At 73.1% G+C, this 13,699-nt stretch carries 9 protein-coding genes; 1 reads left to right on the top strand and 8 read right to left on the bottom strand.

What is annotated here, in order from left to right:
• The 4 genes from VFZ20_RS17850 to VFZ20_RS17835 all read right to left on the bottom strand — a co-directional run.
• A partial coding sequence (locus tag VFZ20_RS17850; protein ID WP_329685279.1) for an aldo/keto reductase occupies positions 1 to 918 on the bottom strand: 918 nt, incomplete at its 3' end.
• 88 nt (positions 919 to 1,006) lie between these two features.
• The gene (locus tag VFZ20_RS17845) at positions 1,007 to 1,306 is read right to left on the bottom strand and encodes a hypothetical protein (RefSeq protein ID WP_329685278.1); all 300 of its coding nucleotides are present in this window, start codon (positions 1,304 to 1,306) and stop codon (positions 1,007 to 1,009) included.
• 32 nt (positions 1,307 to 1,338) lie between these two features.
• Positions 1,339 to 2,037 carry a hypothetical protein gene (locus VFZ20_RS17840; RefSeq protein WP_329685277.1) on the bottom strand — a complete coding sequence of 233 codons (699 nt, stop codon included), beginning with the start codon at positions 2,035 to 2,037 and terminating at the stop codon, positions 1,339 to 1,341.
• Positions 2,038 to 2,270: 233 nt separating this feature from the next.
• Entirely contained in the window at positions 2,271 to 2,894 is a 624-nt protein-coding gene (locus VFZ20_RS17835; RefSeq protein WP_329685276.1) for a helix-turn-helix domain-containing protein, read from the bottom strand.
• 164 nt (positions 2,895 to 3,058) lie between these two features.
• Here VFZ20_RS17835 and fabF point away from each other — a divergent pair, with 164 nt between their 5' ends.
• Complete coding sequence (fabF, locus tag VFZ20_RS17830; protein ID WP_329685275.1) at positions 3,059 to 4,321, top strand: beta-ketoacyl-ACP synthase II; 1,263 nt, start codon at positions 3,059 to 3,061, stop codon at positions 4,319 to 4,321.
• 522 nt (positions 4,322 to 4,843) lie between these two features.
• On the opposite strand, the gene VFZ20_RS17825 is transcribed toward fabF, so the two are convergent.
• The 4 genes from VFZ20_RS17825 to VFZ20_RS17810 all read right to left on the bottom strand — a co-directional run.
• Positions 4,844 to 8,998 (bottom strand): amino acid adenylation domain-containing protein, encoded by a 4,155-nt coding sequence (locus VFZ20_RS17825; RefSeq protein WP_329685274.1) that lies wholly within the window; start codon positions 8,996 to 8,998, stop codon positions 4,844 to 4,846.
• A 296-nt stretch (positions 8,999 to 9,294) separates the two neighbouring features.
• Entirely contained in the window at positions 9,295 to 11,367 is a 2,073-nt protein-coding gene (locus VFZ20_RS17820; protein ID WP_329685273.1) for a methylaspartate mutase subunit E, read from the bottom strand.
• Positions 11,368 to 11,589: 222 nt separating this feature from the next.
• Positions 11,590 to 12,348, bottom strand: coding sequence for an aspartate/glutamate racemase family protein (locus tag VFZ20_RS17815; protein ID WP_329685272.1), 759 nt, complete (start codon positions 12,346 to 12,348; stop codon positions 11,590 to 11,592).
• 631 nt (positions 12,349 to 12,979) lie between these two features.
• Positions 12,980 to 13,699, bottom strand: a 720-nt coding sequence (locus VFZ20_RS17810) for a condensation domain-containing protein (RefSeq protein WP_329685271.1), incomplete at its 5' end; no start/stop codon positions are given.

Genomic DNA, 13,699 nt, shown 5'->3' with positions numbered 1-13,699 from the left:
CAGGCGCGCGACCTCGTCCGCGCTGAGCTGAAGGCGCGGCGCCGCCAGCAGCTCGGCCAGCTGCTCCACGCGCGTGGCGCTGGCCAGCGGCGCCGTCACCGTGGGCTTGGCGAGCAGCCACGCCAGCGCCACCGTCGCCGGCGCGGCATCACGCTCCTTCGCGATGGCCAGGAGCGCGTCCACCACGCGCAGCCCGTCCTCGTTCAGGTACTCCTTTACCTTGCCGCCGCGCGCGGCGCCCTCCAGGTCCGCCGGCGTGCGGTACTTGCCGCTCAGGAATCCACTGGCCAGGCCGTAGTAGGGAAAGACGAGCAGGCCGTGCTCCCTGGCCAGGGGTTCGTAGCGCTGCTCGTAACCGCGCCGGCCCACCAGGTTGTACTCGGGCTGCAGCGCCACGGGCATGGCCAGGCCGTTCTCGCGCGCGGTGCGCATCCACGCCGTCACGCGCTCCGGCGACAGGTTGGAGATGCCCACCGCGCGCACCTTTCCCTCGCGCACCAGGCGGTCAAAGGCGCCGGCGATCTCCTCGATGGGGCGCCCCTCCTCGTCAAAGTGGGCGTAGTACAGGTCGATGTAGTCCGTCTGCAGGCGCCGCAGCGACGCATCGGCCGCGCGGGCGATGGTGTCGGCGGAGAGGCCCTTGAGCTCCGGGTGGGCGCCCACCTTGGTCGCGATCTGCACCGCGTGGCGGTTGCCGCGGCGGCGCATCCATTCGCCCAGGATGGTCTCGGACTCGCCGCCCCGGTTGCCGGGCTTCCAGTGCGAGTACGCGTCCGCCGTGTCGACGTGGTTGCCGCCGCCCTCCACGAAGGCGTCCAGCACGGCCTCGGACGCCGCCGCGTCCGTCGTGTTTCCAAAGGTGTTGCCCCCAAGCCCCAGCGGGAAGATCTCCAGCGGGGAATCGCCGATGCGAGCCATGACTCTGTGTGGTTCGGAGTGGACGTGTCTCCGCGCTCGCCCGGCACGTGCCGCGCCACGAGCGCGACACCCGCTCCTGGACCCGCATTCAGCGCAGATCCGCAGCCAGGATCGTGATGCTGATCCCAAGCAGCGCCATCCCGAGGACGAAGCGCCGGCCGTGCTGAAACGGCTCCCTCGATCGCCATCCGGCGTGCACGGCCGCCAGGAGCACCACCGCCGCGATTGCCATGACGGCGCCGGCGAGTGCGCGCAGCAGTTCCACCGGGTGATGCGTCACGGCGCCGGCGATCACCCACGCCGCGAATGCGAGCACGAGGCAAAACATCAATCCCGCGACGGCGAGGTTGAACTGGCGCGCGGTCCTGAACTCCTCCACCGGAGGCATCCGGAGATCATTCACGGTGCATCAGCTCCTGGTCAGGGTGTGGGGAGAAGCAAACCGGGCGAGCACACGGCCACTGCGCCGATTACCGCGATGACGGATGCACCGGCACCGAGCGCGTAGCCCTGCACGGCATCATCATAAGCGTCCTTGGCTACCTCAAGGCGGTGCTCGTACAGTAGTTCCATCTCCACGGAAGGGTTGTTCGCCATCACCGCATCATACATACGCCGAGCGCTGTGATAACCGTTGCGTGCGTCGTACAGACTATGCGCAAGCGGCTCCATCATCGAGGTCGAGCCCATGAGTACAAAGAGTGAAGCCACGCACGCGGCGAACGCCCCGGGACCTTCATACTGATCGGGGCTCGGCGACGGGAATCCATTGTCACTTCCTTCGCCTCCACCGCCATCGCCACCTCCTCCACCGGGGCAGGAAGAGAGTGCCAATCCACCACCGTAGCCGAACCCCACATCGAACATGCAATCCTGTCCGCCACCTCCGCCACTCTCCTGGCACCAGTTGAGGTCGGTCCATGGATCACATTGAGGAACGGTGACTGTGATCGGCGGAAGTACATAGTCGTTGCTCGGGGTTGCCCCCCCAAGCACACCCGTTGGAGCGTAGTCCGCCCTTCCAGGCTCGGGCATCGTCGAGTCGGCGCAACCCGCGGTAAAAAAGAGCGCGAACAGGATTGCCATGATCACGCCGAAGTTCCCGCGTCCTCGCATCATTGTGTCCTGCCTGGTTGTAAGTAGTTTTTTCGGAATTAACTACACGAAACTGCCGCGATTCACCCCGGCTCTCCTCCTGCCGCACAAGGTGTTCGAAACGATGCTCCCTCCGAACTTAGCAGCGCATAAGGTGCGGCGCCATATGCGGAGGTTCGGCGGAGCCGAGGATCTGGTCATCCATGGGTGTATCCGGCACGGCCATCTCGACCTCCATCCCCGAAACCGCCGCCGGATCACGCGCGGGCAGCCCACCCCCGCGCGCGGGCGGCGATGCGACCCGCTGCGTCCCGCACGTAGCGCGCATCGGCAAAGAGCCGCGAGAGCACCAGCGCGCCCTCCATCTCCGCGACCATCCGCTCCGCCTCCGCCGCGGCGTCCACGTCCGCAGGGAGCTCGCCCGCCGCCATCCCCTCCTCCATGATCCGCCGCGCGAAGCCGATCACGTCGCGCATCCCCTGCCGCGCCCGCTCGCGCAACGCGTCGTACGGAGGGCCCTCGCCGTCGTCGCACTCCACCGTGGTGTTCATCAGCGGGCAGCCGCCGGGGACGGCCGGGTCGTCCGCCGTGGTGGCCATGGCGGCGGCGAACGCGGACAGCCGCGCCACGGCGCCCTCCGCCCGCTCCACGTGCGCGCGCACCCGGTCGCCGTACAACCGCAGCGCGTGCTCCAGCGCGGCCATCGCCAGTTCGTCCTTGCCGGCGAAATGGCGGTAGATGCCGCCCCGCTCCAGCCCCACGGCCTGCACCAGGTCCGCGATGCTCGTCCCCGCGTAGCCGCGCCGGTTGAACAGCGGCGCCGCGTCCGCGATCACCCGCTCGCGCGTCCGCCGTCCCTTGGTCGCCTCCCGATCCTCCATCCGCGTCTCCTCCGCTGCGCCCCGGCCGGATTTCCCCGACCGGTTGACATTCACGATCCGTTCTCCAAGTTTTGAGAACGATCGTTCTCTTTTGCGAAAGATGACGATGGATGCCGCGCGGAGCAAGGCGCCGCGCGCGGCCGGACCAGGCAAGGGAGAGGCGGATGACCAGCAGTGGCGCGGGCGAGCGCGTGGTGGTGACGGGGCTGGGCGCGGTGTCGCCGGTGGGGATCGGCGTGCAGGCGGCATGGCGGGGGCTGGTGGAAGGCGTGAGCGGCGCGGCGCCCATCGCCTCGTTCGATGCGTCCGGCTTCAGCACGACGTTCGCGTGCGAGGTGAAGGGCTTTTCCGCGCTGGACCACATGGACCGCAAGCTGGCCGGCCGCACGGACCTGTTCACGCACTACGCCGTGGCCGCCGCGGGCGAGGCCATCCGCGACGCGGACCTGCGCCCGGAGGCGATGACGCCCGGGGAGCGCGAGCGCGTGGGCGTGATCTTCGGCTCCGGGCAGGGCGGGCTCAAGACGTTCCAGGAGCAGACGCGCGCGTACCTGGAGGGCGGCCCGCGCCGCCTGTCGCCCTTCTTCGTGCCGATGATGATCGTGGACATGGCGCCGGGCGTGATCTCCATGATCCACGGCTTTCGCGGGCCCAACCACTCCGTCGTCTCCGCCTGCGCCACGGGCAACCACAACCTCGCGGATGCCATGGTGGCCATCCAGCGCGGCGAGGCCGACGTGGTGATCGCCGGCGGAAGCGAGGCGTCCGTGTGCGAGCTGGGGCTGGGCGGGTTCGCGGCCATGCGCGCCCTCTCCACCCGCAACGACGCGCCGGAGACAGCCAGCCGCCCCTTCGACGCGGGCCGCGACGGCTTCGTGATGGGCGAGGGCGCCGGCGCGCTCGTGCTGGAGTCGCGGTCGCACGCGGAACGCCGGGGCGCGCGCATTCACGCGGAGCTGCTGGCCGTGGGCGCCGCGGCGGACGCGTACCACATGACGGCGCCGCACCCCGAGGGCGCCGGGGCCATCCTGGCCATGGAACGCGCCCTGGCCCAGGCGGGGATCCCGCGCGAGGCGGTGGACACCATCAACATGCACGGTACGTCCACGCCGCTGGGCGATTCCAGCGAGAGCGCGGCCATCCGCCGCGTGTTCGGCGCGCACGCGGACCGCATCACCCCCACCTCCACCAAGAGCATGACGGGGCACATGCTGGGCGCGGCGGGGGCCATGGAGGCCGTGGCGAGCGTGCTTTCCCTGGTGCACCAGGTGGTGCCGCCCACCATCAACTTCCAGGATGCCGATCCCGCCTGCGACCTGCCGTACGCGCTGAACCGCGCCGTGGAGCGGCCCGTGGAGGTGGCGCTGAGCAACGCGTTCGGCTTCGGCGGCCACAACACCACCGCCGTCTTTCGCGCCTGGCGCTGAGCGCTGGCGTCGGATGGCTCTACGGCAAGATGGCACACGGGGCCTTCGGCCAACGGAGTCAACGGTTTTCTCTTCCCATCAGTTACCGTTAACTCCGTTGGCCGAAGGCCCCGTGTAAGAATGCTGTTGATCCGGAATTCTTTCTCCGGATTCGGCATCGAAGCGTCATCCTGAGGAGCCGCCGCGCGGTCCCTGACGGCGCCCCGGGTCATGGCGGCGACGAAGGATCTTGCCTGCGAAGCTCTGCGATTGCCCTCGTGCACGAAAGCGGGCTCCGAGTTTCGCACATAAGATCCTTCGGTCGCGCCAACGTCCTGCGCGCGCTCACGTTATGCGCGGCGCTCCCTCAGGATGACGCTGGCTGGGCTTCATCGGAAGGCAGATTTGGCAACGCCCCTCTCAGGATGACGCTGGCTGCGTTCCATCGGAAGGCAGGTTTTTCCGCCCGCAACGGACGAACGGCCCTGCATCACGCGTGGATGCAGGGCCGTTCATCCGATGCCGGTCCGGAAAACGGATCGACTACACGGGGAGCGCGTCGAGGATGGCCCGCAGGTGCCCGGCCAGGACGGCGGCGTTCTCCCCGCGGATCATGGACGTGTGGTCCCCCGGCACGGTGTGCGTCAGCAGCGGGCCCGACGCGTACGCCTCCCACCCGGGCCCGTTCGCCGGGAGCGCGGCGAACGCGGCATCCGCCACCCGGTCACCGGGGACGAACAGGGCGATGCGCGAGCCGGACGGCGCCGGCGTGTAGGCCAGGGCGCTGCGCATCCGCACTTCCATCCCGCGCAGGAACGCGCCCAACCAGCCGGCGTCCGTGTCCGGCGGGACCACGCCCTCCGCCTGCAGCAGCCCCAGCACGTGCCCGATACGCGCATCCGGGTCCAGCCGCCGCAGTTCCTCCTCCGTGACGGCGACCTCCCGGCCCGCGCGCTGGGCCTCGGCGCGGGCCATCCCCGCCAGGCGCGCGCAGGGGTCGTCGTCCGCCGGCCGCCGCTCGCCGGGACCGCGCGTGTCGATCATCGTCACCAGCGGCACCGCCTCGCCCTGGGCCGCGAGCTGCCGCGCCATCTCGAACGCCACGAATCCCCCGAACGACCATCCGCCCAGCAGGTACGGCCCCCGCGGACGCACGCGGCGGATGGCCTCCACGTACCGCGCGGCCATCTCCTCGATGCTGGCCTCCGTCTCCCCCAGCCGCGTCAGGTCGCCCGCCTGCAGGCCGTAGAATGGCTGGTCCGGGCCCAGGGCGCGGGCCAGGTCGGCGTAGCACAGCACCTCGCCGCCCACGGGGTGGACGAAGAAGAGGGGGACGCGGCCGCCGTCCGGCTGGATGGCCACCAGGGGCGACCAGGCCCGCGACCCCGCGCCGCCGTCCACGCGCTCCGCCAGCCCGCGCACGGTGGGATGCTCGAAGAGGGCCGCCAGGGGCAGCTCCACCCCCAGCCGCCGGCGCACCTGCGTCATCATCCGCACGGCCAGCATGGAGTGGCCGCCCAGGCGAAAGAACGAGTCGTCCACGCCGATGGGCCGCGCCTCCAGCAGCGACTCCCACACCTCCACCAGCACCCGCTCCGTCGCGGTCGTCGGCGGCGCGTACGCGGTGCCCTCCGCGCGTCCGCCGGCGGCCGGCGCGGGAAGGGTGCCGCGATCCACCTTGCCGTTGGGCAGACGCGGCAGGGCCTCCATCCGCACGAACACGCCGGGCACCATGTGCGCGGGCAGCGTCCGCTCCAGGGCCGCCCGCAGCGCGTCGTCCGCGGGCACCTCGCCGGTCACCCACGCCACGAGCCGCGCCTCGCCCCCCGCCGGGGCGTGCGGCGCCGCGACGGCCTCGCGCACGCCGGGGACGGCGCGCAGGGCGGCCTCGACCTCGCCGGCCTCCACGCGGACGCCGTTCACCTTGAACTGCTGGTCCACGCGGCCCAGGAACTCCAGGGGCCCGCCCTCCCGGCGCCGCACCCGGTCGCCCACGCGGTACAGGCGCGCCCCCGGCGGGCCGAACGGGTCGGGGAGAAAGCGCTCCGCCGTGAGCCCCGGGCGCCCGTGGTACCCCCGCCCCACGCCGATCCCGCCGATGTACGCCTCGCCCGCCACGCCGGCGGGCGCGGGCTGCATCCGCCCGTCCAGCACGTGCACGCGGGTGTTGGCGATGGGCAGCCCCACGGGCGCGATCCCCTCCCCGTCCCCTTCCGTGGCCACGTGCACGGTGGACGACATCGTGCACTCCGTGGCGCCCCACAGGTTGCCCACCCGCAGCCCCGGCCCGAACAGGCGGCGGGCCCGGCGGCAGTCCGCCGTCGCCAGGGGCTCGCCGCTGCACAGCAGCAGCCGCAGCGAGTCGCCGGGCACCCCGTCCTCCGCCGCGTCCAGCAGGGGGCGCAGCACGGAGGGGACGATGGCCAGCACGGCCGTCACGCCGTCCTCCCGGATGCGGCGCAGGAGGACGGCGGGGTCCGCCGCCTCGTTCGCGCGCAGGATGACCACGCGGGCGCCGGCCGTGAGCGGGCCCAGCAGGTCGCGGATGGACGCGTCGAAGGAGAGCGTGGTGCGCTGCAGCACCACGTCGTCCGGGCCCAGGGACCCGTCCCGCGCCAGGGCGGCCAGGTAGCTCACGGCGCCGCGGTGCGGCACCATGGCGCCCTTGGGCCGGCCCGTGGAGCCGGAGGTGTAGGTGACCCAGGCCAGCTGGTCCGGGTGCACGGAGATGGGCAGGGGCGCGTCGCTCTCCGCCGCGATGGCCCCGGCGTCCGCGTCCACCCGCACGGGCCGCGCGCGGGGGGCGCCCGCCGCCGCGCGCAGGGCCTCCGTCGTCAGCAGGAGCGCGGCGTCGGCGTCGTCCGCCTGGTAGGCCAGGCGCGCGGGCGGGTGCGTGGGGTCCAGGGGCACCATCGTCCCCCCCGCCTTGAACACGGCGAGGACGGCCACGACGAGGTCGAACGAGCGGTCCAGGCACACGGCCACGCGCGTCTCCGCCCGCACCCCCTGCCCCCGCAGGTGCCGCGCGAGGCGGTTGGCGGCGCGGTCCAGGGCGCCGTACGTCATCGTCTCCCCGTCCAGCACCAGCGCCACGGCGTCGGGCGTGCGCAGGGCCTGCGCCTCGAACAGCTCGTGCACGCCGCAGGGCGACACGGGCAGCGCCGGCCTGGCGTCCCGCGCCAGCAGCCGCTCGCGCTCTCCCTCCGCCAGCAGCGGCACGGCCGAGACGGACAGGTCCGGGTCCGCCGCCACGGCCTCCAGCACGCGGCCGTAGTGCGTCAGCAGGCGCTCCATCGTCGCCCGGTCCCACAGCGCGCGGCGAAAGGAAAGGACGCCGTGGAGCGCCTCCCCCGCCTCTTCCATGGTCAGCGACAGGTCGAACTTGACGGCGCCCGACGCGCCCCCGTGCAGCCCTTCCACGGCCAGCCCGCCCAGCGAGGGCTCGCCCACGGTGGCGTTCTGCAGCATGAACATGGCCTGGAAGACGGGGGTGTGGGTGCGCGCGCGCTCCACCCCCAGCTCCTCCACCAGCCGCTCGAACGGCAGGTCCTGGTGCTGAAAGGCGCCCAGGGTGGCCTCGCGCACCCGCCGCAGCAGGGCGCGGAACCCCGGGTCGCCGGACAGGTCCCCCCGCAGGGCCAGCGTGTTGACGAAGAAGCCGATGAGCCCCTCCACCTCCACCCGCGTGCGCCCGGCGATGGGGGTGCCCACCACCACGTCGTCCTGGCCGCTGTAGCGCGCCAGCAGCAGCTGCCACGCCGCCAGCAGGGTCATGAAGAGCGTGACCCGCTCCGTGCGGGACAGCTCCCGGAGGGCCGCCGCCGTCCGCGTTCCCACGTGGATGCCCACGCGGTCCCCGTCGTCGTCCGGGTCGGGAAGGCGGGGGCGGTCCGTGGGCACCTCCAGCAGCGCCGGGGCGCCCGCCAGCCGGGTGCGCCACCAGCCGGCCAGCGCGTCCAGCACGGGGCCCCGCAGCCACGCCCGCTGCCACGCGGCAAAGTCGGCGTACTGCACGGGCAGGGGCGGCAGGCGGGGCTCCGTGCCGGCCGCGAACGCCTCGTAAAAGGCGGACACGTCGCGCACGAGGGGCTCCATGCTCCACCCGTCGCCCACGATGTGGTGCAGCACCAGGAGGAGCGCCGTGTCGTCGTCCGCCAGCCGCACGGCCGTGCAGCGAAAGGGGGCGTCGCGCTCCAGGTCGAACGGGCGCCGCCCCTCGTCGGCCATCAGCCGCTCCAGCTCCGCCTCGCGCGCCTCCGGCGGATGGGCGCGCAGGTCCACCACCGGCAGGGGGACGGGGGCGGGCGGGTCGATGCGCTGCTCCGGCTCGCCGTCGCGCAGGCCAAAGCGGGTGCGCAGGGACTCGTGCCGCGCGGCCAGGGCGCTGAGCGCGCGGTGCAGCGACGGCAAGTGCAGCGGGCCCCGCAGCCGCAGCGGCAGGGGCAGGACGTAGGCGGAGCTCCCCGGCCGCAGCCGGTCCACGAACCACAGGCGCTGCTGGGCAAACGAAAGCGGCAGCGGCCGCCCGTCGCGCGGCACGGGGCGCAGGGGCGGCGCTTCACCGCCCGCGCGCGCCTCCTCGTCTCCCCCGGCCAGGCGCTCCCGGGCCTTGAGGACCTGCCGCATCACGGCGATGCGCTGCTCGGTGGTCAGGCGGTCCGGCCGGCCGGTGCCGGGCGGCGTCAGTGAATCGGTCATCGCGACATCGATGGAGACGGGAAAGCGGCGTGCCTCTGGCGGAGGCGTTCTCGTTCGGGATCAGGGCGGCGGCGCGTTGTCCCGCGGGCCGGGCGTTTCAACCGCGGGGGACAGGGTACGGGGTACAGGGGGCAGCCTGCAACGGCGCCTCCCACGCCCTCATCCGCCAGCGCCCTCGCGGCTGCGTTCGGCCGAGGCCCGCCCGGGATCGGGCACGTCCAGCGTCCCCCCACGCCCCGTCGTTCAACCGGCCCGTCCCCCTGCGGCACGCCCCGTCCCTCGCCGCGCGCGGCGGGTCATGCCGCGCGCCCGGCGTCGGCCGCGGCGAGCGCCAGCCCGTCGTCGCCGTCCGGCTGGGCGGAGGACGCGACGGCCAGGGCGCCCACCCGCACCCGCGCGGCGAGCTCCCGGGGAGCGCGGGGGCTCGCGCCGTCGAACAGGGGCCAGTGCGCGTACTCGCAGCGGGGAACGCGCAGCACGTCCTGCTCCACGAGCAGGTACTCGCGGCGGGCCGTCACCTCGCCCTCGGCGTGGCGCCGCGCGGACATGCGGTCGCGGTGGAACTCCTTGAGGGCGCGGTCGAACGGCAGCCGGCCGGGGGACAGGAAGCGCACGGCCCCCTCCTCGTCGCGGGCCGTCGCCACCTCGCCGCGGTTGTACAGGCTGGGCGAAAAGGGGATGTCCAGCCACCCGCGCCGGAACGCCTCGGGAATGCCGGCCGCCACGCTCCCCCCGCCGCAGACGATCACGCCGTCCAGCAGCGCCTGCACCTCGCGCTCGATCACCTCGCACTCCGCCCGCACGGCCGCCTCGTCCATCACCAGGTCGCGCGCGGCGGCGATCCCCCGCATCACCAGCGACAGCCCGTGCAGGTTGTCTTCCAGCGTGGGGATGCGGATGGCCTCCACGGGCGTCTTGACCAGCACCCGCGCGGCGCCGGAGAGCCCGGCCGTCACCCCCGACTGGTAGATGAGCTCCTCCGCGCGCGCCGGGTCCGCGGGAAAGGCCGCCATGTACTGGTTGAAGACGGCGTTCACCTGCACCCGCCCGTATCCCAGGTTGGCCAGCGTGCGCCGTGCCATGCGGGTAAGGGTGCGGATGGCGGCCACGTCCTGCACCCGGTGCCCCACCTCGGCGTAGCCCAGCGACACGGAGCGCACGCCCTGCTGCACGGCCAGGATCGCCTCGAGGATCCCCGTGGCGATGGCCAGCGACGGCGGCACCAGCGTGGCCGTGAGCACCCCGAAGAACTCGCGGTCCAGCACGATGCCGAAGCGCTCGTGATACAGTCCCGTCAGCCGGTCCACGTACTGCCAGGCGCGGATGGAGTCTTCGGGCGCGTAGGTCTTGTAGTAGGGGAGGTTGTAGCAAATGGCCCCGCCCTCGAACCCCGTGGCGCCCCCCGCATAGGCCACCTCGGCCAGCAGCCGCGGGTCGCGGGTGCTGTGCCGCACCTGCAGGGGCACCCCCACGACCTGGGCCATGCGCCGCAGCGTGGGCACGCCGTGGTTGATGACGGGGAACCCGTTGAGGGTGGGCGTGCCCGTCGCGCGGCTTTCGCGCAGGGCCTCGTCCGCCCCGGGATAGTCGTTGTTTCGGGTGAGCGAGTCCACCTGGTACGAGAGCACCCCCGCGCCCCCGGCGCGAAACGCCTGGAACAGCCGCAGCTGGTGGTCCGCCAGGGGCACGCCGCTGCGGGGCTGCACCAGCATGGGCGCGCGCCCCTCGCCCACGGCCGCCTGCAGGCCGGCGAACGAGGGCTGGCGGGCCAGGAAGCGCGCGTTCTCCTCCAGCGACCGCGCGGCGTGCCCCGTCTTCCACCCCTGCAGCACCTCGGCGCGGGCGCGGTGAAACGCGTCCGGCTCCATCACGGCGTCACGGGGCGCCTCGGCGGGGACGGCGGCGCCCAGGGCCAGCGCCCCCTCGTCCGCGCCGCCGCGCAGGGCCGCGGCGGCGGGGATGGGCGGGCGGGCGGCCAGGTCGGCGGCCAGCACCTCCAGGACGGCGCGCACGTCCACGAACTTCACGAACACGCGGTCAAAGCCCATCTCGCGAAAGTGCGCCTCGTACCCCAGCGCGTCGCCGATGGTGAGGTTGCCGCCCAGGTACCACAGGGGCGCGCGAGCCTGGTAGCGCCGCATGAGCTCGGGGAACTCCTTCACGTAGTAGCGCGTGTGGCCGTCCATGCTGGACAGCATCACCACGTCGCACAGCGCGGCGCGCTCAAAGAAGTCCGCCAGGCGGTTCTGCGTGCCCAGGTACACCACGTCGTAGCCGTTCTGCGCCAGCGCCTGGCGCAGGATGGTGAGCCCGACCGAGTGCGAGTCGCCGCCGATCCCGCCCAGCAGGAGGGTGTGCCGCTTCTCCATGAGGTCCTTCGGAGGTACACCGTGAACGGGACGGCCCGGGCCGGCTGCGCCTGGGCGAACGAGAGCGCGGCGCCGGCCGCGGAGGGGCGGCGCCGTGGGATTCCACCTGTCCTTCGTGCAGCTCCATCCCGCGGCCCCGTCGACGTCCCGTCGTCGCGGCGGACCACGATCATCGTCGTCCCGCGACCGCGAAGCTCCGGACGCGCGCGGCGGGCGACCGCGTCAGACCAGGGCCGGCTCGGCGGCGGCGTGGGCCGCCCCGTGGGCCACGCGCTGCGCGAGAAGGTCGAACGGGTCCACGCAGGCGTAGCCGGCCCCCCGCGGCGAGGCCAGGAACGCCTTGGCCAGCAGGTGCACCTCCGAGCAGCCGGCGACGAACGACGTCACGCCGTGCCGCCGCAGGGCGGCCTCCAGCACGGGGAGCAGCGCGTGCGGGTCCACGTTGCGCTTGGCGCGGTAGATCACGTCGCGGTGCAGCGCCGCCTGCTCGTCCGCGTCCGGCAGGACCACGCGGTCCGCCACGCGCGCCCAGGCGGGGTGCCGCTCGAAGATCCCCAGCGCGCGGGAGCCGTTGGAGCACACCAGCAGGTGCCGGCCGGGCGCGTGCTCCAGCGCCTCGATCGTGACGTCCACCATCGACACCAGCCGCGCCCGCACGGCGTCGGACAGCAGGGGAAACACGTGGTGCGCCGTCATGCAGCACACCACCAGCCGGTCGGCGCCCATCCCCATCAGCCGGCGCAGCGCGGCCTCCAGCGGCACGGCGATGCGCTCCTCCTCGCCCGCCAGGAACGCCTCCGTGCGGTCGGGAAAGGAGGGATCGGAGTAAAGGAGAACCGCGGGGTCCTCCTGCTCGCGCTCGCCGCGGACGTGCTCGTAGATGGTGCGCACGAACTCGGCGGACGAAAGCGGCCCCATCCCGCCCAGCACCCCCAGCGCGCGGGGAAGCGGCATGTCCTGCGTGACGGCGGTCTGCATCATCCGTGTGGCGTTTCGGGAAATCGACGGGCCCTCGCGCGGGGCGCGGGGACGCGCGGGAAAGCACGAGATCCGTTCTCGTCCGCGCTCCCCCGCTCCACCTGCTCACGTCCCGACAACCCGCGCGCTTCAAAATAGGTCTGATTCCGATATTGGTCAACGGACACTCCGGTCCGGTTCGCACACGTCCGCGCGGACGGGATTCCCGGCGCTCCCGGCGAGGATGTCGTGCGACAGGGACCCGTATCAGCCGTGCGCCCGTCCCGTGGGGGGCGCGGGCATCCGTCCGGAAGGCGCCCCGGGTGTCCGTCTCCCGGATCCAGTGGAAAGGTGTTCAGAGATGGCGCATACGGTGCTCCATGCGCGCTGCGCGGGGCAATCGGCGACATGCGTCCGGCGTCACGGGCCGATCCCTTGGTCCCGGATGTGGACAGCAGCTGTTTCCCGGGAGGGGGGTTGGCAACCCTCCGTCATCCTGGGTGGATGTTGCCGGACCTCGCGCTTCGAACCGCGCCCGAGAGGGTGTTGCCAGACCGCGCGCTTCGAACCGCGCCATCCCGAGAGGGGTTGCTAATTCAGCCCGCGGGGTGCGCGTGGCGCCGAATGACTCCGCATGACGCTCCTTGGCCTCCATTCAAGGAATGGGTTGGCGACACTCGTCCGATCCCTCCGCGGGCGCGAGACCGGCGAGGGGCACATCCGCGAGGGACCGGTCCGGGTCGGCGACGGCGGCGTGCAGCAGGGCCTGGTAGCCGTCCACGAGCCCGTCAATGGCCGACGCGCCGAACAGCGCCGTGCGGTACGAGAGCGAGCCGCCGATGCGCTCGCCGTCGTCCGTCATCGACAGGCGCAGGGCGGAGCGCAGCGTCCGCGCCTCTCCCGGCGGGCGCGGCAGGACGCCGACCTCCACCCCCGGCAGCCGAAAGCGCTCGCCGGCCGGGCGCGGGTGCTCCAGCTCGAACACGACCTGGAAGAGGGGCATCTCCTCCGGCCCGGCGTCCGGCCGCAGGGCGTCCACCAGGCGGGCGAACGGCAGGTCCTGGTGGGCCCAGGCGCCCAGCGCGGCCTCGCGCACCCGCCGCAGCAGCGCGCGAAAGCCCGGCGCGCCGGACACGTCCGTCCGCATCACCAGCGTGTTGGTGAAGAAGCCGATGAGCCCCTCCAGCTCGGCGTGCGGCCGGCCGGCGACGGGCGTGCCCACGCAGACGTCCTCCTGCCCGGCCGCGCGGGCCAGCAGCGCCTGGAAGGCGGCCAGGAGCACCATGTAGAGCGTGCTCCCCTCCGCCGCCGCCAGCGCGCGCAGCTCGCCCGAGAGGTCCGCCGGCAGCGTGAACGCCCGCGCGGCCGCGGCGGC

This window comes from Longimicrobium sp., assembly GCF_036280135.1.
Taxonomy (GTDB): domain Bacteria; phylum Gemmatimonadota; class Gemmatimonadetes; order Longimicrobiales; family Longimicrobiaceae; genus Longimicrobium.
Note: the sequence above shows the minus strand (reverse complement) of the source record. Positions and strands in the feature narration are given on the sequence as shown.

Bases quoted from the DNA above. Each gene is read 5' to 3' on its own strand.
- VFZ20_RS17840 (WP_329685277.1), bottom strand. From the start codon at position 2,037: ATGATGCGAGGACGCGGGAACTTCGGCGTGATCATGGCAATCCTGTTC.
- VFZ20_RS17835 (WP_329685276.1), bottom strand. From the start codon at position 2,894: ATGGAGGATCGGGAGGCGACCAAGGGACGGCGGACGCGCGAGCGGGTG.
- VFZ20_RS17845 (WP_329685278.1), bottom strand. From the start codon at position 1,306: ATGCCTCCGGTGGAGGAGTTCAGGACCGCGCGCCAGTTCAACCTCGCC.
- VFZ20_RS17820 (WP_329685273.1), bottom strand. From the start codon at position 11,367: ATGGAGAAGCGGCACACCCTCCTGCTGGGCGGGATCGGCGGCGACTCG.
- fabF (WP_329685275.1), top strand. From the start codon at position 3,059: ATGACCAGCAGTGGCGCGGGCGAGCGCGTGGTGGTGACGGGGCTGGGC.
- VFZ20_RS17815 (WP_329685272.1), bottom strand. From the start codon at position 12,348: ATGATGCAGACCGCCGTCACGCAGGACATGCCGCTTCCCCGCGCGCTG.
- VFZ20_RS17825 (WP_329685274.1), bottom strand. From the start codon at position 8,998: ATGACCGATTCACTGACGCCGCCCGGCACCGGCCGGCCGGACCGCCTG.